Source organism: Gordonia heveisoli (assembly GCF_030315745.1).
GTDB lineage: Bacteria > Actinomycetota > Actinomycetes > Mycobacteriales > Mycobacteriaceae > Gordonia.
Window position 1 is genome coordinate 171,993 of sequence record NZ_JASXSH010000004.1, and the last position, 21,772, is coordinate 193,764.

The 21,772-nt window shown below is 67.0% G+C and carries 20 protein-coding genes; 9 read left to right on the forward strand and 11 right to left on the reverse strand.

Going from position 1 to position 21,772, the window contains the following annotated elements; translation table 11 throughout:
* Positions 1-43 precede the first annotated feature (43 nt).
* Positions 44-673 carry a carbonic anhydrase gene (locus QSJ18_RS05325; RefSeq protein ID WP_286325232.1) on the reverse strand — a complete coding sequence of 210 codons (630 nt, stop codon included), beginning with the start codon at positions 671-673 and terminating at the stop codon, positions 44-46.
* On the opposite strand from QSJ18_RS05325, the gene QSJ18_RS05330 reads away from it, so the two are divergent.
* Positions 672-1,604, forward strand: a complete 933-nt coding sequence (locus tag QSJ18_RS05330; protein WP_286325233.1) for an HhH-GPD family protein — start codon at positions 672-674, stop codon at positions 1,602-1,604. The genes QSJ18_RS05325 and QSJ18_RS05330 overlap by 2 nt on opposite strands.
* Positions 1,605-1,670: 66 nt before the next feature.
* Positions 1,671-2,708: a YciC family protein gene (locus QSJ18_RS05335; RefSeq protein WP_286325234.1), complete on the forward strand. Its 1,038-nt coding sequence runs from the start codon at positions 1,671-1,673 to the stop codon at positions 2,706-2,708.
* A 150-nt stretch (positions 2,709-2,858) separates the two neighbouring features.
* Here QSJ18_RS05335 and QSJ18_RS05340 read toward each other — a convergent pair whose 3' ends face one another.
* On the reverse strand, positions 2,859-3,707 hold the full coding sequence (locus QSJ18_RS05340; RefSeq protein WP_286325236.1) for an alpha/beta fold hydrolase: 849 nt from the start codon (positions 3,705-3,707) through the stop codon (positions 2,859-2,861).
* Positions 3,708-3,753: 46 nt separating this feature from the next.
* Here QSJ18_RS05340 and mhuD point away from each other — a divergent pair, with 46 nt between their 5' ends.
* Together mhuD and QSJ18_RS05350 are read left to right on the forward strand one after the other, a co-directional pair.
* A complete protein-coding gene (gene mhuD, locus QSJ18_RS05345; RefSeq protein WP_286325237.1) occupies positions 3,754-4,062 on the forward strand; it encodes a mycobilin-forming heme oxygenase MhuD in 309 nt (102 codons plus the stop codon).
* Between the two features lie 52 nt (positions 4,063-4,114).
* A complete protein-coding gene (locus QSJ18_RS05350) occupies positions 4,115-4,735 on the forward strand; it encodes an LON peptidase substrate-binding domain-containing protein (protein WP_286325238.1) in 621 nt (206 codons plus the stop codon).
* 9 nt (positions 4,736-4,744) lie between these two features.
* Here the strand turns inward: QSJ18_RS05350 and QSJ18_RS05355 are convergent, their stop codons facing one another.
* Positions 4,745-5,053, reverse strand: a complete 309-nt coding sequence (locus QSJ18_RS05355; RefSeq protein WP_286325239.1) for a hypothetical protein — start codon at positions 5,051-5,053, stop codon at positions 4,745-4,747.
* Between the two features lie 412 nt (positions 5,054-5,465).
* Here QSJ18_RS05355 and QSJ18_RS05360 point away from each other — a divergent pair, with 412 nt between their 5' ends.
* Positions 5,466-6,962: an aldehyde dehydrogenase gene (locus QSJ18_RS05360; RefSeq protein WP_286325240.1), complete on the forward strand. Its 1,497-nt coding sequence runs from the start codon at positions 5,466-5,468 to the stop codon at positions 6,960-6,962.
* Between the two features lie 123 nt (positions 6,963-7,085).
* Here the strand turns inward: QSJ18_RS05360 and cydC are convergent, their stop codons facing one another.
* From cydC to QSJ18_RS05385, 5 genes are all read right to left on the reverse strand, one after another.
* The gene (gene cydC, locus QSJ18_RS05365) at positions 7,086-8,807 is read right to left on the reverse strand and encodes a thiol reductant ABC exporter subunit CydC (protein WP_286325241.1); all 1,722 of its coding nucleotides are present in this window, start codon (positions 8,805-8,807) and stop codon (positions 7,086-7,088) included.
* Between the two features lies 1 nt (position 8,808).
* Positions 8,809-10,494 carry a thiol reductant ABC exporter subunit CydD gene (gene cydD / locus QSJ18_RS05370; RefSeq protein WP_286325242.1) on the reverse strand — a complete coding sequence of 562 codons (1,686 nt, stop codon included), beginning with the start codon at positions 10,492-10,494 and terminating at the stop codon, positions 8,809-8,811.
* Positions 10,491-11,573: a cytochrome d ubiquinol oxidase subunit II gene (cydB, locus tag QSJ18_RS05375; RefSeq protein WP_286325243.1), complete on the reverse strand. Its 1,083-nt coding sequence runs from the start codon at positions 11,571-11,573 to the stop codon at positions 10,491-10,493. The genes cydD and cydB overlap by 4 nt, the downstream gene beginning before the upstream one ends.
* An 11-nt stretch (positions 11,574-11,584) precedes the next feature.
* The gene (locus QSJ18_RS05380; protein ID WP_286325245.1) at positions 11,585-13,144 is read right to left on the reverse strand and encodes a cytochrome ubiquinol oxidase subunit I; all 1,560 of its coding nucleotides are present in this window, start codon (positions 13,142-13,144) and stop codon (positions 11,585-11,587) included.
* Between the two features lie 182 nt (positions 13,145-13,326).
* Positions 13,327-14,196 (reverse strand): aminodeoxychorismate lyase, encoded by an 870-nt coding sequence (locus QSJ18_RS05385; protein ID WP_286325246.1) that lies wholly within the window; start codon positions 14,194-14,196, stop codon positions 13,327-13,329.
* A gap of 75 nt (positions 14,197-14,271) precedes the next feature.
* Between QSJ18_RS05385 and ygfZ the strand changes: the two genes are divergently transcribed.
* The 3 genes from ygfZ to QSJ18_RS05400 all read left to right on the forward strand — a co-directional run bounded on the left by ygfZ (position 14,272) and on the right by QSJ18_RS05400 (position 16,418).
* Positions 14,272-15,456 carry a CAF17-like 4Fe-4S cluster assembly/insertion protein YgfZ gene (gene ygfZ / locus QSJ18_RS05390; RefSeq protein ID WP_286325247.1) on the forward strand — a complete coding sequence of 395 codons (1,185 nt, stop codon included), beginning with the start codon at positions 14,272-14,274 and terminating at the stop codon, positions 15,454-15,456.
* The gene (locus QSJ18_RS05395; protein WP_286325248.1) at positions 15,453-16,097 is read left to right on the forward strand and encodes an MOSC domain-containing protein; all 645 of its coding nucleotides are present in this window, start codon (positions 15,453-15,455) and stop codon (positions 16,095-16,097) included. The genes ygfZ and QSJ18_RS05395 overlap by 4 nt, the downstream gene beginning before the upstream one ends.
* 144 nt (positions 16,098-16,241) lie before the next feature.
* Positions 16,242-16,418, forward strand: coding sequence for a DUF3073 domain-containing protein (locus QSJ18_RS05400; RefSeq protein ID WP_286325249.1), 177 nt, complete (start codon positions 16,242-16,244; stop codon positions 16,416-16,418).
* A gap of 258 nt (positions 16,419-16,676) precedes the next feature.
* On the opposite strand, the gene purM is transcribed toward QSJ18_RS05400, so the two are convergent.
* The 3 genes from purM to QSJ18_RS05415 all read right to left on the reverse strand — a co-directional run bounded on the left by purM (position 16,677) and on the right by QSJ18_RS05415 (position 20,127).
* Positions 16,677-17,777: a phosphoribosylformylglycinamidine cyclo-ligase gene (gene purM / locus QSJ18_RS05405; RefSeq protein WP_286325250.1), complete on the reverse strand. Its 1,101-nt coding sequence runs from the start codon at positions 17,775-17,777 to the stop codon at positions 16,677-16,679.
* 90 nt (positions 17,778-17,867) lie between these two features.
* Positions 17,868-19,448 carry an amidophosphoribosyltransferase gene (gene purF / locus QSJ18_RS05410; protein WP_286325251.1) on the reverse strand — a complete coding sequence of 527 codons (1,581 nt, stop codon included), beginning with the start codon at positions 19,446-19,448 and terminating at the stop codon, positions 17,868-17,870.
* Between the two features lie 280 nt (positions 19,449-19,728).
* The gene (locus tag QSJ18_RS05415; RefSeq protein WP_286325252.1) at positions 19,729-20,127 is read right to left on the reverse strand and encodes a sterol carrier family protein; all 399 of its coding nucleotides are present in this window, start codon (positions 20,125-20,127) and stop codon (positions 19,729-19,731) included.
* A gap of 92 nt (positions 20,128-20,219) precedes the next feature.
* Between QSJ18_RS05415 and QSJ18_RS05420 the strand changes: the two genes are divergently transcribed.
* A complete protein-coding gene (locus QSJ18_RS05420) occupies positions 20,220-21,728 on the forward strand; it encodes a glutamate-cysteine ligase family protein (protein ID WP_286325253.1) in 1,509 nt (502 codons plus the stop codon).
* Positions 21,729-21,772: the final 44 nt, after the last annotated feature.

A 21,772-nucleotide genomic window follows, 5' to 3' on the forward strand; every position in this document is an offset into this window, starting at 1 on the left:
GGCAAAGTCTAGAGTTTCGGTTCAGACCTGCCGGGCAGCCGGATTATTTGGCGACCTCTTCGCCGATATCGCCGATGATGCCCTGGACCTTCACCCGGCCGTCGTCGAGGTGATAGGTCAGTCCGACGATCGCGAGGTCGCCACGCTTGACCCGCTCGGCGATGATGCGGCTGCGTTGCATGAGGAGCTTCCCGGTTTCGACGACGTGCCGGGCCTCGAATTCATCGACGCGGGTGAGCCCTTCGCTGCGACCGGCGAGGATGCTGGGTGCCACCTTCTCGATCAGCTCACGGATGTATCCGTTCGGGATCTGCAGGTCGTCGAGGGCGTTGAGGGTGGCCTTCACCGCACCGCAGCTGTCGTGGCCGAGGATCACGATGAGCGGCGAGTCGAGTACACCCGGGCCGAATTCGACCGACCCCAGGACCGACGAGTCGATGACGTGACCGGCGGTGCGCACCACGAACATGTCGCCGAGGCCCTGGTCGAAGATGATCTCGGCCGCCAACCGGGAGTCGGAGCAACCGAAGAGCACCACGTTGGGCTTCTGCCCCGCAACGAGGCGTTCGCGATCCTCGATACCCTGACTGGGATGAATGGATTTCCCGGCGACGAATCGATCGTTACCTTCGCGCAGAACCTGCCACGCCTCTTTCGGGGTTACATCAGCCATGCCCACTAGTGTGCCACCGAGCATCCTGCTCGGCTGGTTCGATACCCACGAGCGGGATCTTCCGTGGCGGAATCCGGACGTCAGCGCCTGGCACATCCTCATCAGCGAGATCATGCTGCAGCAAACTCCGGTGGCCCGCGTCCTCGGCCCGTGGCGCGATTGGGTGCACCGCTGGCCGGTACCGTCGTCGATGGCCGCCGAATCTGCGGGCGAGGTGCTACGCGCGTGGGGCAAACTGGGCTACCCCCGTCGAGCTCTCCGCCTCCACGAATGCGCGAAAGTCCTTGCGCGCGATCACGATGATCAGGTTCCCGACGACGTCGAGGCTATGTTGGCGCTGCCCGGCGTCGGCGACTACACCGCCCGCGCGGTTGCCTGCTTTGCCTTCGGACAACCGGTTCCGGTGGTGGACACCAATGTTCGACGGGTGATCGCACGCGCGGTACACGGTCGCGAACATCCCGGCAATCCGTCGAAGGTCGACCTTCGAGAGGCCGACGACCTCGCTCCCCGCACTAGCGGCGGGTTGTATTCGTCAGCGGCACCGCGGTTTTCCGCGGCACTCATGGAACTCGGCGCACTGGTGTGCACCGCCCGCAATCCACGCTGCGACGAGTGCCCACTGTCGGCGTGCGAGTGGGTGCGGCGCGGCCGTCCGGCGTATGACGGGCCACCGCGCAAGACACAGAAGTTCACCGGCACCGACCGCCAGGTGCGCGGTCTGCTGCTCGATGTTCTGCGCAGCACGACGGGCTCGGTCGAACGGGCCCGGCTCGACCTGGCGTGGACCGCCGACGCCGCGCAGCGCGACCGAGCACTGGATTCACTTCTCGTAGACGGACTGATCGAGATCACCGCCGGCGATCGTTACTGCCTCGCCGGCGAATCGCCCCTCTCCGATCGCGACGCAGAGCGGCAGGTCAAACCCTAGAATCTGGCGGGCGCGCGGGATCGTTACCGCTCGAGAATGCGCGGGGACTTGCTAGTGTCTGGGTTCATGACGACTCCCCCTCCTCCGGACCAGTCCGACCCCACGGCCGGTGGCCCGCAACCCGATCCGACGCCGCCCTCGTACGGGCAGCAGACGCCGCCCCCGGCACCCGATTACGGTCAGGCGCCGCCCTCGGCGCCGGACCACGGGCAGGCTCCCCCACCGGGATACGGGCAGACGCCGCCACCGGCTTACGGACAGACGCCCCCACCGGGATACGGGCAGACCCCGCCGCCGGCGTACGGACAGACCCCGCCACCCGGCGGATTCGACGGGCCGCCGCCCGCGCCCGGATATGGTGCGCCCCAGGGGGGCTATCCGCCCGCCCCCGGTTACGGGACCGATCCCACCAAGGTCGACGTGGGACAAGCCTTCAACTGGGCGTGGTCGAAGTTCAAGAACAATGTCGGCGCGATGGTCCTACCCGGTCTGGCCGCGCTGGCGCTGATCATCATCCTGACCGTCGTAGCGGTGGTGGGCGCCGGATTGTCCTCGACCGAGAAGACGATCGAAGGGCCATACGGCAGCTACACCGAGACCGAGTTCAGCTTCGGTGGCACAGTTCTACTGTTCCTGCTGTACCTGGTTTTCATCGTCGCGCTGTTCTATCTCCAGGCCAGCATCATCTCCGGCGCGGTCCGCGTGGCCAACGGTGAGCCGGTCACCGCGAGTTCGTTCCTGGTGCCCACTCGGTTTGGTCCGGTGCTGATCACCGCGATCATCGTCGGCGTCATCACCTCGATCGGCATGGCACTCTTCGTGATCCCCGGCCTGATCGCGATCTTCTTCCTGCAGTTCGCAGTGGTCGCGACCATCGATCGCGGCCTGTCACCGATCGACGCGATCAAGGCATCCTTCGACGTGGCCAAGTGCAAGGTCGGCGACTCCCTGGTCACCCTGATCCTGACCTGGCTACTGACCGCCGTCGGCGCCATCGTCTGCTACGTCGGCCTGATCGTCTCGGTCCCGTTCGCCCAGTTGTTCTTCGTGCACTGCTGGCGTCGCCTCAACGGTGCGCCGATCGCTCCGCCAGATCCCGCCTGAGCCCCTTCCTCCGACCAGCAGCGGCCGGTCCGTCACACCAGACGGGCCGGCCGTCGCATGTGGTCTGGGCGCTAGAGGTACGACGCGTCGGCAAGGCACGATCAGCCCTTCTCCTCGACCATCGCGCAACGGGTTCAGCGCCAGACGGGTTCAGCGCCAGACGAATTCCGGCCCGGACAGAAATGCCTCCACCGCTCCGCGATACAGCTGCGGGGCGTCATCGTGCACCAGGTGTCCGGCACCGGGGACGTGGAGGTATCGGGCAGCGTCGTTGATCGCACACATCTTGCGCATCTGCCCGGGCGGGGTCACGGTGTACTCGGCCTCGATCACCAGCGACGGGACCTGTACCTGCGACCACTGCGTCCAGAAATCCCGGGTCCCCCATTCCTCTGCGATCGCCGCCCAGATCGACAGTTTCCCGTGCAGGCGACCGTCGTCGAAGGCCTCGAAGAAGTAGCGCCCGGCGACCGGCCCGAACATGTCTGTCGCCTGCTCCAGGTCGGTGAATCGTTCCGGCCACGAGTCGAACCACGGCGTCCAGCTCGTCGTGGTCCGGCCACGAAAGTCGGGTGCCATATCTTCGACGACGACCGCCGAGACGAGTTCGGGATAGGCGGCCGCCGCACACCACGCGTGCAGCGCACCCATCGAGTGGCCGATGAGGACCGCCGGGCCGAGATCGATCCAGGTGAGGATCTCCCCCAGATCGGCGACAAAGCGTTCGGTCGCCAATTCTGCTGGGTCGTCCGGGAATTGGGTGTCGGCGCCCAGATGGTAGGCGGCATCGAAGGTGAACACCCGGCCGTAGCGGCGCAGCCAGGGAATCTGCCTGCGCCAGGTGCGCCCGCGGCCCATCAGCCCGTGCAGCAGGACGATCGGACCCACGCCGAGGTCGTCGGCGCTCTCATGCGCCGTATGCAGTTCGTCGACCGGGACAGGGCCGCCATGATCGCGTAGCCCGAGGTCGGCGTGGGTCGAAACGAAACGATTCGTCACCGCGTAACCATATTCCTCCGGCGGTCGCACCGCCTATGGTGGACGCATGTCTGTTGTGAAGATCAACGCCATCTCCGTGCCCGAGGGTGCCGGCCCGGAACTCGAGAAGCGATTCGCCCACCGCGCCCACTCCGTCGACGGCTCCAAGGGTTTCCTCGGCTTCCAGCTGCTGCGCCCGGTGAAGGGCGACGATCGCTACTTCGTGGTCACCCATTGGGAGTCCGACGAGGACTTCCAGGCCTGGGCCGCCGGCCCCGCCCGCGAGGCCCACGCCGGTGAGCGCGCCAAGCCGGTGGCCAGCGGCGCCGACCTGCTGGAGTTCGAGGTCGTGCTCGACGCCAAGCCGAGCGCCTGACGTAGGCGACCCCCTGACCGACCATCCACCCGGCGAGGCCTTCGTCTCGCCGATGTTCCCGCTCGGCACGGCTCTCCTTCCGGGAGAGCCGTTGCCGTTGCGCATCTTCGAGCCGCGCTATCGCGAAATGCTCAGCGACTGCCTCGATTCCGACGAGCCACGCGGCTTCGGTGTCGTCCTCATCGCCCGCGGGTCGGAGGTCGGCGGAGGCGAGGTTCGGCACGACGTCGGCACCTTCGCCCGCATCGAGACCGTCGATCGCGAGTCCGACGGCCGCGCTGCACTGATCTGTGTCGGCACCCGACGTCTGCGGGTGCTGGACTGGCTGCCCGACGATCCCTATCCCCGGGCCCGGGTCGTCGCGCTGCCCGAATCGGAGTTCACCGCCGAGGACCATGCCGTGCTCGGGCCGCTGGCCGGACGCATCCGTGATCTCATCGGCCGCATCGGCGCCTCGCGGGGTGTCGACCCGACCGAGCTGCAGACCGTCTTCGACGCCGACCGGCTCCACCGACCGGACGGCCCGGCCGAGTTGTATCGCTGGGCGGCACATCTGCCGGTCGGCGCCCTCGACCGGCAGTATCTCCTCGAAGCCACCGATACCGCCGCCGCGATCGCGGTGCTCACCGACGCCGTCGACGGTTTCGCCGCCCGCGTCGAATTCGACGTCTGATCGTCGGACTCAGTCGCGCGCCTGCTTGGTGATCATCGGTGGCCAGTACATATCCCGATTCAGCTGGGATTTCGGGAAACAGGGCGACCATGCCGACAGCGAGATATCGCCCTCAGCGTTGACAGTCGCGTCACGTCCGAATCCGTCACGATTGCCGACCGCCACGCTGTCGTGGTCATCTCGCCGAATCTCCCAGCCACCAGCCATCAACGTTGATTTCACTGCACTCCAAGCAGTCTTCGTATCAACATCGGGTGGCGTCAGCAGCCACATCGAGTACGACCAGGAATACGGCTGCTCTGATTCACCATCGTTCATATCGCAGGGCTCGATCCGCAGCGCCCCCCTCCGGCAACCCTCGACAGCGCCGATCCGCTCAACCCGGCCACCAACGGCGCAAACAGCCCGTCGAAGTCGATCTCGCGGATATCTCCCGCCAAGCCCGTCAGCTGATCATCACGTGCGTGAATCGCCGCCTTGTCGAGCGCAACAACTGGCGCCATTCTCAACCCCCATGTTCGACGCGAATGTGCCGGGCGCTACCAGAGCGAGTTGCTCGAGTCGCCAGCGCGCGACGCACACGAGCACACCTCGCCGCAATACCCACCCCTGGCGGCAAACTTAGAACGTGTTCTAGTATCGGGTGTGCGGTAGTTCACACCGCTGTCCGCGCCACGCGCGGCCCCCGAGACCTTCGTAGCTGACCTCGAAGACACAGGAGCACACGATCATGACCGAAACCGTGGAGACCGGCGTCGCCCCGATCATCGGCGGCGGCGACCAGCCCCAGCTGTACATCGGCGGGACCTGGGTCGACCCCCACTCGACGCAGACCCTCGAAGTGTTCTCCCCGGCCACCGGCGAGCGCGTCGGTACCGTGCCGCACGCCGACGAGGTCGACGTCGACACCGCAGTCCGCGCCGCGCGAGCCGCATTCGAGTCCGGCGTGTGGAGTTCGAAGTCGCCTGCCGAACGTGCCGACGTCATCGCGAAGGTCGCCGACCTGATCGATGAGCGCACCGCCGAGATCACCGCCCTGGTCTCCGCCGAGATGGGCGCCCCGCCGAGCGCGGTACAGACGCTCCAGCAGCTGTCGGGTACCGGCATCCTGCGCGGCTACGCCGAAGCCGCCCGCAACTATCCGTGGGTCGAATACCGGACCGGCATGTTCGGCAGCACCCGCATCACCCGTGAGCCGATCGGCGTCGTCGGCGCGATCATCGCCTGGAACGTGCCGCTGTTCCTGTCCTGCAACAAGCTGGGTGGCGCGCTGGCCGCGGGCTGTTCGGTAGTTCTCAAGCCGGCCCCGGAAACCCCGCTGACCGGCAACTACATCGCGCAGCTCTTCGTCGAGGCGGGTGTTCCCGAAGGTGTCATCTCGGTGGTTCCGGGCGCCACCGAGACCGGGCAGGCACTCGTCTCCCACCCGGAGGTCGACAAGGTCACCTTCACCGGTTCCACCGCGGCCGGCAAGGCCATCGGCGCCGCCTGCGCCGAGTCGCTCAAGCGGTGCTCACTGGAACTGGGTGGCAAGTCCGCGGCCATCATCCTGGACGACGTCGACATCGCCGCCAACGCCTTCATGATCGCCTTTCTCGGTCTGTTCAACACCGGCCAGGCCTGCGTCGCGCAGACCCGCGTACTGGTACCGCGCAGCCGCCACGACGAGATCGTCGGTGCACTCGTCGAAGCCGCCAAGCTGATGAAGGTCGGCCTGCCCAGCGATCCCGAAGCCCAGCTCGGACCGCTGATCTCCGAGCGTCAGCGCGCCCGGGTCGAGGGTTACATCGAATTGGGTAAGAAGGCCGGTGCCACCGCGGTGCTGGAGAGCGAGCGGCCGGCGGGTCTCAACGACGGCTACTTCCTCACCCCGACGATCTTCACCGGCGTCACCAACGACATGACCATCGCCCAGGAGGAGATCTTCGGCCCGGTGCTCTCGGTCATCGCCTACGACGACGTCGACGAAGCCGTTGCCATCGCCAACGACTCCGACTACGGTCTGGCAGGCACCGTGTGGACCGGCGACGTCGAACGCGGCATCGCGATCTCCGAGCGGATCCGCACCGGCACCTTCGGGATCAACTTCTACGCCATCGATCCCGGATCCCCCTTCGGCGGATTCAAGAACTCCGGCATCGGCCGCGAATGCGGGCCGGAGGGACTCGAAGCCTTCCTGGAGCACAAGTCGACGATGCTGCCCGCCGGGTACGAGCCGAAGCAGTAGTTCCCGACCGAACAACCGGCGGCTCCCGTTGGGAGCCGCCGGTTGTCATGTCTGGAACCGTTGACGTGCGGTTGCGTGTTCCCTGAGGCGTCAGCCCGAGCCGCCACGGGCCGGTTCTGACGATCAGCCTAGTTCGATGACCTCGACGTCCAGATCGGCGGGCAGCCGATGGGTGACGACGACGACGTTCCGCTCCGGGCCGAACAGTCCGCCGTCCCCGTCCAGGATGGTGCGCAGCAGCGCATCTGCATCGGCCGCGTCGAGGTGTTCGGTCGGCTCGTCGAGTAGCACCACCGGAGCGGGGTGGACAAGGGCCCGGGCCAGCAACAGACGCCGCCGCTGGCCCCCGCTGAGGGCGTCGGCGCCGCCCGTCAGGACGGTGTCCAGCCCGGCAGGAAGACCGCCGACCCAGTCCGACAACCCAACTGCGGCCAGCACCACCGACGCTTCCGCCGCCGACACATCACCGCGTGCGACACGCAGATTCTCCAGCACCGACGTCGAGAAGATGTGGCCGTCTTCGGCGAAATAGCAGGTTGCCGAGCGCAATTCGAGTTGCTCGCCGCCCCCGACGACGCTCACCTCCCCGACACGCGGTGCGAGCAGACCGGCCAGCGTCAGCAGGAGCGTCGACTTTCCGCTGCCGCTGGGTCCGACGACGGCGAGTCGTGAGCCGGGGCGCAGCCGTGTGCGCACACCATTCGCGGGCCCCAGGACCGCCGCCGACGACCAACCCCAACGCATGTCGTCGATGTCCACGGTGACCGGGCCCTGGCGTACCGCGACGTCGACGACGCCGTCACTATCCGCGTGCGAACCATCGACGAGTGCCATCACCCGTGCCGCACTCTGCCGACTGCGTTCGAGTTGGATCCCAGCCTCGGTCAGCGGGGCGGTCGTCTCGAACGAGGACAGCGGCAACAGGATCAGCACCCCGATGATCATCGGGGTCAGACCATGTCCGGAGGCCACATCGGCGAGCGACCCCGACACCTGCCCGGCCAGGTCGATGGCGATCAGGCAGGCGGCGAGCAGCGACACACCGAGTGCCAGTGGCGTTGCCGCGGCGGCCGCGGCCTGCCATCGGAAGCCGCGGTCCGCGGCGATGATGGCGTCGGCGTCGGCGCGGCCGACCGCACGCAAGACGACGCCCCGACGGCGTGCGACGATCAGTTCGGGTGCATGCCAGAGCGCCGTCGACGCCGCCTGCGCGACCTCCGTATTCGCCTGCGCCGCATCGGCGATCGCCTGCGCCGACCCGCGGGCGGCCAGCCAAGGCGCGAGTACGCCGCTCACCAGCAGGGCCACCGCGAGGACGATCGCCGCAGATGTCGACACCAGGGCCATCACCGCCACCGCGGCAGCCGAGGTGGTCAGCCCGACGCCGATCGGGATCAGGCCGCGGATCAGTGCGTTGCCGATCTCGTCGATGTCTTCGCCCGTGCGGGTGAGCAATTCCCCGCGGCGCAGCGTCACCGAATAGGCCGGCGACCCGGAAGCCAATGCGCGATAAACCCGTTCGCGAGCGGTGGCCATCGCCCCGAGCGCAAGGTCATGGGTGGCCAACCGTTCGAGGTAGCGGAACACGCCGCGGGAGATGCCCAACGCACGAACCGCGGTGATCGCCACCGAGAGATACAGCACCGGCGGCGCCTGCCAGGCCCGGGTGATCAGCCACGCCGACAGCGCCGCCAGCCCCAATGCCGACAGCGCGCCGCACACCCCGAGGAACAGCGACCAGAACACGGGGCGTCCGCGCAGGCCGAGAAATCCCAGCGCACGCAACAGCGGATCGTCGCGCCACCGCGATCCGACCGGCGCGGGTGCGTGCCTGGAGTTCGCCATCTCAACCGACACCGACGACCTCCGGGAAATACACGACCCGATCGGCGAAATCGCGTGCGAGGTGACGATGCGCCACCACCAGCACGGTGTCACCGGCGCGGGCCCGTTCGCGCAGCGCCGCCAGCACCGTCGTCTCGGCGGTGGCGTCGAGGTGGGCGGTGGGTTCGTCGAGCAGGAGCAGTGGTGCCGGAGCCGCCAATACCCGGGTCAGGGCCAATCGCTGCCGCTGTCCGGCCGACAATCCCACCCCGCCGGCCCCCAGCACCGTATGCGTACCGTCGGGAAGCTGTGCCAGCACCTGGTCGAAACCCGTTGCCACGCAGGCACGCTGCAAGGCGTCGGGATCAAGGGCACCGAACAGTGCCAGGTTGTCGGCGACCGTTCCGGGCACAATCACCGGATGCTGGGGCAGCCAGGCGAGTTGTTCGTGGAAGGCTTCGGGTTCGAGCTCGGCTACCGAGACCGAACCGACGAGCACCGACCCGTCGTCGGGGGCGACGAGTCCCATCACCGTGGCGAGGGCGGTCGATTTGCCTGCGCCGTTCGGCCCGGTGAAAACCGTCACCGCGCCTGGGTCGACGACGGTCGACAACTGATAGGGCGCCCAGCCATCGCGTCCGTGTACCCCGACGTCGAGCAGGCGGATCTGCTCGCCCGCAACGGAGATCGTCCGATGGGACCCGGTGGGGTGCAGATCAGTTCCCGGCCGGCCGATGAGGTCGAAGACCTCGCCGACCGCCGTCAGTCCGTCCTCGGAGTTGTGGAACTGGGCGCCCACCCGCCGCAGCGGGAGATAGGCCTCCGGCGCGAGGATCAGTGCGAACAGACCGGCATAGAGCTCCATGCTGCCGTTCACCAGGCGCAGTCCAATGCCAACGGCGACCAGCGCGACGCACAGGGTGGCGATGAGTTCGAGGACCGCGCCGGACAGAAACGCCACCCGCAGCGACGACATCGTGCTGCGTTTGTGTGCCGCACCGAGTTCGGCGACCCGCCCGGCCGGGGCCTGCGCTCGGTTGAGCGCACGCAACGTCGGCAGCCCCGAGATGAGGTCGAGCAACTGGCTCGACAACTTGGTCATCGTCGCGAGTTTGCGTTCGGTGCGGTCACGGGTCATCAGACCGACCAGGATCATGAACACCGGGATCAGCGGCAGGGTGATCAGGATGATCAGGGCCGACGGCCAGTCGACGAATCCGATGACGATGACCACGACCGGCGTCACCACCGCCGAGACGATCAGCGCCGGTACATATCCGGAGAGGTAGGGGCCGACACCGTCGAGGCCCCGCAACACCACCGTGGTGGCCCGCTCCCGCAGGCCGACCAGTCCACGCGGTGTGTGCCGCGTCGGATCGGTCAGGGTGTCCAGGACTCGTGCGCGGAGTTCGGCGATGGTCTTGGCCGCGGCCCGGTGCGCATACCGTTCCTGACCGAAGGTCATCGCGACCCGGACGATCAGCGCGAATGTCAGCATCACCAGGTGCACACCCTGATCGCCGATGCTCCGACGACCCGGTTCGGTGATCAGTTCGGCGGCGATCGCGGAGACCATCCCGGCCGAGACGATGATCGCGACCGCTTCGACGACGGCGAGGAGAACACCGACGCCGATGTAGGTCCGGGCCGTCGGCGAATACCGCAGCAGCCGTGGGTCCAACGGCGGCCGCGACCGCGGTCGACTCACTCGGACCGCACGCGCAGCGACGGCAGTCCGACCGGATCGGGGATGTGTTCGACCGAGATCCGCTTGCGGAACACCCAGTAGCTCCACGCCTGGTAGCAGATGACCACCGGGGTGATGAACACCGCCGCCCAGGTCATGATGGTCAGCGTGTAGTGACTCGACGACGTGTTGTCGATGGTGAGGTTGAAAGCCTCATTCGTGGTGGACGGCAACACATTCGGATACAGGACCGAGAAGAGGGTGGCCACCGTACCGGCGATCGCGATCGAAGTGGCGGCGAAGGCGATGCCCTCCCGACCCGCCGCAGTGGCCGCGACCATCACGACTGCGGCCGCCGCCGCGATGAGTACCGGAATCCACGTCCACCCGTTGCCGTAGGCCAGTTGGGTCCACAGCAGGAAGGCCGCCGCGACCACGAGTGTCGGAATGGCCAGGCGGGCGGCGAGTTTCATCGCATCCTGCTGCAACACCCCGGCCGTCTTGAGCGCCAGGAAGACCGCGCCGTGGGTCAAGAAGGCCAGCAGCGTGGTGGCCCCGCCCAACAGCGCATACGGGTTGAGCAGATTGAAGAAGCCGCCGGTGTACTGCGCATCGGCGTCGATCGGCAGACCACGCACCACGTTCGCGAACGCGACGCCCCACAGGAGCGCGGGGATCCACGACCCCAGCCCGATGCCGATGTCGGCCCAGCGGCGCCAGGTCGGGTCGTTGATCTTCCCGCGCCACTCGATCGCGCACACCCGCACGATCAGCCCGATCAGGATCAAGAAGAGCGGCAGATAGAACGCGCTGAACATCGTCGCGTACCAACCGCCGAACGCGGCGAACAACGCGCCACCGGCGGTCAGCAACCACACCTCGTTGCCATCCCACACCGGGCCGATGGTGTTGAGGATGGCCCGCCGGCGCTTGTCCGGGTCGGCGAGATCCGCGTCGGCGGAAACCTTGTCGTCGCCACCGGTGTGCGTGCGGCCGAGGAAGGGCATCAGCATGCCCACCCCGAAGTCGAAGCCTTCGAGAACGAAGTACCCGACGAAGAGCACCGTGATGATCAGAAACCAGAATTCGGGCAGTCCCATGGCGATCCTCCTCAGTACGCGAACGAGAGTTCGCCGGACTTCTCGTCGTCGGACGGTTCATCGGGTGGCGAGGCATCCTTGAGGGCAGGTCCCTCGATGACGTAACGGCGTTGCAGCATGAACCAGATGACGCCCAGGGCGCCGTAGAGCAAGGTGAAACCGATGAGCGTCACCCAGACCATGCCCGCCGAGTGTCCGGAGACACCGTCCTGGACGAGCATGTGGATCCGAAGCGGATCGAGGTCGTCCTGCCAGTTGGGTGCGACCACCCAGGGCTGGCGGCCCATCTCGGTGAAGATCCAGCCGGAACTGTTGGCCAGGAACGGGGTCGGGATCATCAGGAGTGCGATCAGCCCGAACTTGCGGGACACGACCACCCGTTTGCGTCGGGTCAGCCACAGGCCGCCGAGAGCGACGACGACCGAGCCCAGCGCCCAGGTGATCATGGCCCGGAAGGCCCAATAGGTGACGAACAGGTTCGGCGCGAAGTTCTGGCCGGGCATGTTCAGTGCCTGCTGATACTGCTCCTGCAGCTGGTTGACGCCCTGCAGCGGGGTGTCGAACCGATGGTCGGCGAGGAAGGACAGCATGCCCGGGATCTCGATGATGTGATCGATGTTGTCGCAGTTGTTCTGCCGGCCGACCGACAGCACCGAGAACGGGGCGCCGCCGGTGGTGGAGTCGCACAACGATTCCGCGGCAGCCATCTTCACCGGTTGCTGCTTGAACATGATCTGCGCCTGGAAGTCGCCGGTGATGATCACCGCGATACCGGCGGCGATCGTCACCCACAACGCGAATCTGGTCACCGGACGCCACAGTCGACGGGCATCGTCCTCCAGATCCTCGGGTGTGGCGTCGATATGGCTGGGCGACACCGACTTCGGCAGATCGGTGGTGTCGCCGGTCTCGATGGCCGCACGTAGTTTGCGGGCACGCCAGGAATTGCGCGCCATCCACCAGATGCCGATCGCGGCCACGAAAGTCCCCGCGGTGAGCAGCGCGCCCGCGACCACATGCGGGAAGGCGGCCAGAGTGGTGTTGTTGGTGATGACGGCCCAGAAGTCGTTCATCGCCGGCCGGTTGCGCGTCTCGTCCCACACCACCCCGACCGGATGCTGCATCCACGAGTTGGCGGCGATGATGAAGTAGGCCGATGCATTGACGCCGATGGCGGCCAACCAGATACAGGCCAGGTGGACGCGCCGCGGCAGTCGTCCCCAGCCGAAGATCCACAGTCCGATGAAGGTCGACTCCAGGAAGAACGCGACCAGCCCTTCCAACGCCAGCGGGGCACCGAACACATCGGCGACGAAGCGGCTGTATTCACTCCAGTTCATGCCGAACTGGAATTCCTGCACGATGCCGGTCGCGACCCCGAGCGCGAAGTTGATCAGGAACAGTTTCCCGAAGAACTTCGTCGCTCGTAGCCATTGCTCATTGCCGGTGACATGCCACACCGTCTGCATGACCGCGATCATCGGCGCGAGACCGATGGTCAGTGGGACCAGGATGAAGTGATAGACCGTGGTAATCCCGAATTGCCATCGGGCCACATCCAGTGCGTCCATGTCGCCTCTAATCGAGTCGCGGCAGCCCGTGGGCTGTTGGAACCGGTAAGAATTCATACCTACTACTTGACGTAGTAGGTATGCGGGCGACGCTACGCCTGGTCGCAGACGGCATCAAGCGACCAAGGTCCCACCGCCCACGGATCACAGTGTGGGTTGCATCTCACTTGGTCAACGCATTGTCAGTCAACAGAAATGGCGCGGTCCACCAAATCGGCAAATCGGTGCTCATCGGCGTCGTCCGGCATCACATACCGGTTGATCGCGGTGACCCGCGCGGCGAGCGTCACGCTGCTGACCAGCCACACGGCATCGGCCGCGATGAGGTCCGCCGGGAGCAGGACCCTCGTCTCGGTCTTCCACCCTTCCTGCTCGGCGAGCTCGAACACCGCATTGGTGGTGGTGCCGGGCAGGATGCCGATCTCGACCGGCGGGGTGACCAGGGTCTTGTCGTACACCGCGACGACCGTCGACCGCGGCCCCTCCAGGACCGCCCCCTCCGCGCTGGTGAAGATGACGTCATCGAAACCCTGGTCGGTCGCGTGCCGCAACGCGGCCATATTCGTCGCGTAGCTCAAGGTCTTCGCGCCCAGCAACTGCCACGGGGCATTGGCGGCGAGGTCGATGGAGTAGCCGCGTTCGAGTGTGACGACCGAAACACCGTCCCGACGCGCCTGTGCGATCCGGGCGGGCAGTTCGGTGATCGTCGCATAGGCGGTGACCGACCCCGGCCTACTCTCGCGGCCACGGGAGTACACCAGCCGCAGCAGACCTTCCGGGCCGGAGTCGCCGACCGCGTCGCGCCACTGTTCGGCAGCGATGTCGATGACCTTGTCCCACGCGGTCAGATCGGGCGCATCCAAGCCCATCGCGGCGGCGCTGTTGGCGAAACGCTCCAGGTGGCGGCGCACCTTGCGGGGCCGCCCGCCGCGCACCAGCAGAGTGTCGAAGATGCCGTCTCCACGCACCGCCGCCAGATCGTCGGCGTGTAGCAGCGGGGCGTCGAAATCATGCACTTCGCCGTCAAGGGTGACCAGAACCGACTTCGTCATGACACCAACCTAATGTGAGCGCCGGGCGGGCGGCGGCCGCCCACCCCTCGACGTGTCGCCCCGTAGAATCGGTGCGTGGCCCCCTCCCCCATCCTGACCAGGTATTCGACCGCCGGCGCCGTGCCCGGACCGGGCGGCGCGACACCCCCTGATCTCGCCTGGCACCACGGCGACCCCTTCGGGGAGCAGCGCGCGGCAACCACCGGCGTCATCATCGTCGACCGCTCCGATCGCGCGGTGATCGAACTGTCCGGCCCCGAGCGACTCACCTGGCTACACACGATCTCCAGCCAGCATGTCAGTGGCCTCGCCGACCGGCAGAGTGCGGAGAACCTGTCCCTGGACGCGAACGGCCGCGTCGAAGAGCATTTCCTCCTGACCGACATCGACGAGGTCACCTGGATCGACACCGAGGCACAGCGAGGTACGGCACTGCTGGATTTCCTCACCAAGATGGTCTTCTGGGCCAAGGTCACCACCGGCCCCCGGCCGGACATGTCGGTGATCACCCTCGTCGGCCCGGCGGCGGTCAGCGGCCCGGTCGCCGACCTCCTCGAGATCGACGCGGACGCCCCCGTCTACTCCGCAGGCGATCTCCCCGAGGTCCACCACGACGACGAACCACTGGGCTTCTGGCGTCGGATGCCGCCGATCGGTGAGGGCCGCGACCTGCCCGTCGTCGACCTGGTCATCCCCGCACACATTCTCGACACGTGGTGGAGCAATCTCGTCGACGCCGGCGCACGGATGGCAGGCACCTGGGCCTACGAAGCCCACCGCGTCGCCGCCCACCGACCTCGGCTCGGCGTCGACACCGACGACCGCACCATCCCCCACGAGGTCGACTGGATCGGCGGCCCCGCCGAGGGCGGCGCGGTCCACTTGGACAAGGGGTGCTACCGCGGCCAGGAGACGGTCGCACGCGTGCACAACCTGGGTAAGTCACCGCGCAGGCTGGCGCTGCTGCACCTCGACGGCAGCAGCGAGGAACGCCCGGCCACCGGCGACCCGGTCACCGCAGGCGGACGCACCGTCGGCCGGGTCGGCTCGGTCGTCGACCACTTCGAGTTCGGGCCCATCGCGTTGGCACTGGTCAAACGCAATGTCGGCGCCGATGTCGATCTGGTCATCGGCGCCGATCACCCCGTTGCCGCCCGCATCGATCCCGATTCCCTCCACGCCGACGATCAGCCGCAGGCGGGTCGCGCGGCCGTCGAACGCCTACGCCGCGGACCGTCGACCCCGGCGGACGCCGAGTGAGCACCACCGGCCGCATCCTCGCGGTTTGTGCCGCCCACGACGACGTCATCCTCGACGGCGTAGGTGCGTCGGCCATCGACAAACGTCCGCTTTCCGGCCCGGTCGAGGTCGGCGAGCTCGGCCTGGCCACCGACCACGTCTGCGACACCAAACACCACGGCGGACTCGACCAGGCCGTCTACGCCTACGACGACGCCGAGGCGAGACGCTGGGCCGACGAACTCGGGCGTGATCTCCCGCACGGTTGGTTCGGCGAGAACCTCCGCGTGAGCGGACTGCTGGTCACCGACGCGATCGTCGGCGAACGCTGGCAGGTGGGTACCGACGGGCTACTGCTGGAGACGACGATTCCCCGCACCCCATGCCGCACCTTCGGCGCCTGGGCCGGCGAACCACGTTGGGTGAAACGGTTCATGGAACGCGGCGATACCGGCGCCTACCTGCGCGTTATCTCACCCGGCCGCGTCCAGCCCGACGACGAGATCCGCGTCGTCCACCGTCCCACCCACGGCGCAACGGTGCGCGATCTGTTGTTCGGCACCAACCCCGACGCGCTGCGTGCCCTGCTCGACTCCGGGAACCTGCCACCGAAGGTGCACCGGGAGGCCACCCGCCATCTGTCCCGGGCCAAAACCAGCTGAACCGATCCCTCGCGGCATGCCAGAGCAGGGCATTGGCGCAGAAACGGTATCTGCGCGCTAGACTGGTCAGCACGACAGAATTACTCCAAGAGAACGGGGCCGCCAAAACTTTGGCCGCCCCGTCATTGTGCGAGGGGGTCCCATATGGGCCGCGGCCGGGCGAAGGCAAAGCAGACGAAGGTTGCTCGTGAGCTGAAGTACTCAAGTCCCCACACGGACTTCGACAGCTTGCAGCGCGAACTGTCCGGGTCGGAGGATGCGGCCGAGCGCCGTAACCCGGTGGACCAGTGGGCAGATGAAGAGGAGTGGCGACGCGCTTGACGCGCCTGCCCTCAACCCCCTGACCCCACCACGGGTCTCAGCTACTCAAAGCGGGCCAACCGCTGTTCGAGTCGATCGCATCGATCCGAGCAGCGGTTGCCCGCTCTGCTGTGCCGCCGATCAGCCATCTTTCCACGGTGGGTGACCGACGATTCTGGCGCGAACCAGATAGCCACGAAATGACATCTCCCCCGGGCGGGCACCGATGGCGCCGCACTCACCCGGGGGAGATCGTCTTTCTGGAAAGCTCTCCGGCGCTCAGAAGCGCGGGTGCTCGCCGACCAGCTCGACGCGGTCGGTGTCGGCGTCGGCGGCGCGTTTGATGGTGCCGAGTACCCAGTTGTCGACGTGCCGGGCGGTCAGCACCGCCTGGGCGCGATCGGTGTCCTCGGGCGCGACGACGGCGACCATGCCGACACCCATGTTGAAGGTGCGTTCCATCTCCAGTTGGGCGACACGGCCCCGATGGCCGATCAGCGAGAAGATCGGCGCAGGCGTCCAGGTACTGCGTTCGAGTTCGGCGGTGAGACCGGCCGGGATGACCCGCGCGAGGTTCTCGGCCAGCCCACCACCGGTCACATGGCAGTAGGTTCGGACGTCGGCCTCCGCGGCCAACGCCAGGCAGTCGCGCGCGTAGATGCGGGTCGGTTCGAGCAATTCCTCGCCGAGGGTGCGGCCGAATTCCTCCACATGGCCGAACAGGTCCATGTGGCCCCACTCCAGCAGCACCTTGCGGGCCAGCGAGTAGCCGTTGGAATGCAGACCCGACGATCCCATCGCGATGACGACGTCGCCGGCACGCACCTTCTCCGGCGACAGCAGGGCGTCGGCCTCGACGACACCGACCGCGGTGGCGGAGAGATCGTAGTGGTCGTCGCGCATCAGGCCGGGGTGTTCGGCGGTCTCCCCGCCGAGCAGTGCACAGCCGGCCTCGACGCAGCCGTCGGCGATGCCACCGACGATCTCGGCGACTGTCTCCGGGATGACTTTGCCGATGGCGATGTAATCCTGCAGGAAGAGCGGTTCGGCACCACAGACGACGAGGTCGTCGACACACATGGCGACCAGATCGCGGCCGACGGTGTCATGTTTCCCGACCGCCTGCGCGACAGCGAGCTTGGTTCCGACGCCGTCACTGGCGGCGGCCAGGATCGGCTCACGATAGTTGCCCTTGAGGGCGAACAATCCGGAGAATCCGCCCAGACCACCCAGGACCTCGGGGCGGGTGGCGCGCTTGGCGTGCGAGCTGATCAGCTCGACGGCGCGCTCACCGGCGTCGATGTCCACGCCGGCCGCGGCGTAGGACAGTCCTTCCGCGGGATTGTTGGTGTTCTCGGCAGCCGAATCCGGTTCGTTCACGCATGACACGGTACCCGAGTGCCGCCCCCCGGACTGCATCACAGCCGGGGACAGTGACCTAGGCCCCTCATACCGTCGTGCGGGCGACCGTCAGGGCCGCATCACCGCGCTGACGTTGTCATTCGCCTGGGTGAGCGGATCCACGCGCGGCTCCGACGCGGCGTTGGCCAGCATCTGTTCCAGGACCGCCTTGCCCATCGAGGTTTCCTCGGGCAACTCGATCGGATACTTGCCGTCGAAACAAGCCGAACACAGTGCACCGGCGGGCTGTTCGGTTGCGGCGATCATCTCGTCGATACCGATGTAACCGAGCGAATCGGCGCCGATAGCCTGACGTACGCCTTCGACCATGCCCTCTTCGGATTCCATGCCGTTGGCGATCAGCTCGGCCGGCGAGGCGAAGTCGATGCCGTAGAAGCAGGGCCACCGCACCGGCGACGACGCGATACGCACATGGATCTCGGCGGCACCAGCCTCCCGAAGCATCCGGATCAGAGCGCGCTGGGTGTTTCCACGCACGATCGAATCGTCGACGACGACGAGGCGCTTACCCCGGATGACCTCTTTGAGCGGGTTGAGCTTGAGGCGGATACCGAGCTGACGGATGGTCTGCGACGGCTGGATGAAGGTGCGGCCAACGTAGGCGTTCTTCATCAGGCCCTGCCCGTAGGGGATGCCCGATTCCTGCGCGAAGCCGACCGCGGCGGGGGTACCCGATTCCGGCACCGGAATGACCAGATCACCCTCGGCGGGATGTTCCTTGGCCAGCCGCCGCCCGATCTCGACACGGGCGGAATGCACCGAACGGCCGTGGATCACACTGTCCGGACGGGCGAGGTAGACGTATTCGAAGACACAGCCGCGGGGTGTCGCGTCGGCGAACCGGGTGCTGCGGACACCGTCGGCGTCGATCGCGAGCAGTTCGCCGGGTTCGATGTCGCGGACGAAGGAGGCGCCGACGATGTCGAGGGCGGCGGTCTCCGAGGCCACCACCCAACCACGGTCCAGACGGCCCAGCGACAGCGGTCGGACGCCGTGCGGGTCGCGCGCCGCGTACAGGGTGTGCTCATCCATGAAGGTCAGACAGAACGCGCCGCGCAGCGTCGGCAGCAGTTCCATCGCGGCCTGCTCGATGGTGCTGTCGGCAGCACCGTGCGCCAGCAGCGCACCGACCAGGTCGGAGTCGGAGGTGGCCGCCGAGCTGAGCACTCCGACCTCGCGGGCGCGCCGGGCCAGTTCAGCCGTGTTGACCAGGTTGCCGTTGTGTCCGAGTGCGACGCCGGAACCGGCCGCGGTGGTCCGGAAGATCGGCTGGGAGTTCTCCCAGGTCGTGGAGCCGGTGGTCGAGTAGCGGCAGTGACCGATGGCCACATGCCCCGACATCGCGCTCAGGTTCTGCTCGTCGAACACCTGGCTGACCAGTCCGAGGTCCTTGAACACCAGCACCTGGCTGCCGTCGCCGACCGCGATACCGGCCGCCTCCTGCCCGCGATGCTGGAGGGCATAGAGGCCGTAGTAGGAGAGTTTGGCGACATCCTCGCCGGGCGCCCACACACCGAAGACGCCGCATTCCTCACGCGGCTCGTTCTCCGGTTCGTCCGTCGGCGGGGCCGGCGGACAGCCGTGCGTAGGTGCCAGCAGATTCTGGCTGTCAATCGACAAGTCGGTCATCAACAAGCTCCCTGGGGCTGCAGAGACGGGGCCAACACACTCGGTGGGCTGGGAGACACCGCCAAGTTTACGGGTCGCTTGCCGCCGATTGCGAATCATGCAGCGGTGGCGAGGCCCAGGTTGTTCCGGAGACGAAGACCGAAGTGACCCGACTCACCCGACCGATGTACCCCTCCCGCGGTCAGCGGCCGCCGATGCCGGTCCCGCTCATGCGTTCCGTTGCCGCTTATTGGATCCAATAAGCGGCAACCAGAAAGATGAGCGAAAGTCAGGTCGACATTCACCGCAACGGCACGATCGGCAGCCATTGGGACACCGCACCCGCCCGATGCCCCGACGCGTCCACCCGACCGTCGGCGACCGCGTCGTCGAAGTCGAGTAGCCCGGTGGCCAGCAGCAACCACACCCGCGGCGACATCTCGACGACATTCGGCGGGGTGCCTCGGGTATGGCGCGGACCTTCGACGCACTGCACCGCCACGAAGGGCGGCACCCGAACCTCGACGGAATTGCCGGGGGCGACGGTCTCCAGTGTCCGGGCCGTCAGCCGCACCGCGGCTGCCAGCGCGGGGCGGGGCGGGGTCGGCTGCGACTGGTCATCGAGCCAGTCCGCGATCGCGAGCACAGCAGCGCGAACCTCGGCGGGGTCGACGTTCTTGCGGGCTGACACGACAGCCATCTTGCAGCACCCGGCCCGCCGCCCAGGGTGCGGCCCGGCACGGTCGGTCGCAACCGCCCCCTCCAGCGATACCGATCAGGCACAATCGGGGCATGGGCACGGATGTGACCAGCCAACAGTTCACCGGCGCGGACCGAGTGCGGTTCCGCCAGCAGGTGTCGCGCGGCACCGAGGCCATCGCCCGCATGCTGTCGGACGGACTGTTCACCGACCATGGACGCAAACCCGAACCGTTGCTGGGTATGGAGGTTGAACTCAACCTCGTCGACGACGCGATGAACCCGGCGATGGCCAACGCCGAGGTGCTCGACGCAATCGCCGACCCCGACTATCAGACCGAACTCGGCCAGTTCAACATCGAGATCAACGTCGCGCCAAGACCATTCGTCTCCGACGACACGATCTCTCTGGAACAGGCACTGCGCACCTCCCTCAACCGTGCCGAGGAGCGGGCCGCCGCCACCGCCAACCATCTCGTCATGACCGGGATGCTGCCAACGCTCAACACCGAACACTTCGCACACCAGTGGATTTCGGCCAATCCTCGCTACGACCTGCTCAATCAGCAGATCTTCGAAGCACGTGGCGAGGACATCGAACTCGACATCACCGGACTGCCGCTCACCGAACACGGATACGGCGAACGACTGCACACCTCGACCGACTCCATCCTCGCCGAAGCCGCATGCACCTCACTCCAACTTCACCTGCGCGTGGCACCGGAAGAGTTTGCCGCACATTGGAATGCGGCTCAGGCGGTCGCCGGTATCCAGGTTGCTCTGGCGGGCAACTCCCCATTCCTGGCCGGAACTGCACTGTGGCATGAGAGCCGGATCCCCGTCTTCGAACAGGCGACCGACACCCGACCGCTGGAGTTGAAGAATCAGGGGGTGCGCCCGCGAGTGTGGTTCGGCGAACGCTGGATCAACACCATCTTCGACCTGTTCGAGGAGAACACGCGCTATTTCCCGGCCTTGCTGCCGGTGACGTCGGACGTCGATCCACTCGAGGAACTCGACGACGACCGCATCCCCACGCTCGACGAACTTCGTCTGCACAACGGCACCGTCTACCGATGGAACCGCCCCGTATACGAGGTCGTCGACGGCCAGGCCCACCTTCGCGTCGAGAACCGGGTGCTGCCGGCCGGCCCGACGGTCGTCGACATCCTCGCCAACGCGGCCTTCTACTACGGCGTCGTCCGCGGCCTCGTCGAGGCAGACCGACCACTGTGGTCGCAGATGTCCTTCAACGCCGCAGCCGAGAATCTGCAGGTCGGTGCCCGGATGGGTATGGATGCGCAACTGTACTGGCCGACTGTCGGCTGGGTGCGGCCGGACGAGCTGACGCTGCGGCGCCTGCTGCCGCTGGCCGACGAAGGTCTGCGATCCTTCGGACTGTCGTCGAAAGCCCGTTCACGCTACCTGTCGGTGATCGAGGGCCGCTGCCTCAACCGGCAGACCGGCTCGGTATGGCAGCGCACCGCCGTCGCGGCCCGCGAGGCCGCGGGCGAATCCCGCACGCGCGCACTACATGGCATGCTCCGCGACTACGTCACCCACATGCACGAAGGCGAACCGGTCCACATCTGGGAGCACTGAACCGCAGCGCCCTGCACCATCTCCACCCAGGGTTGGTTGACCGT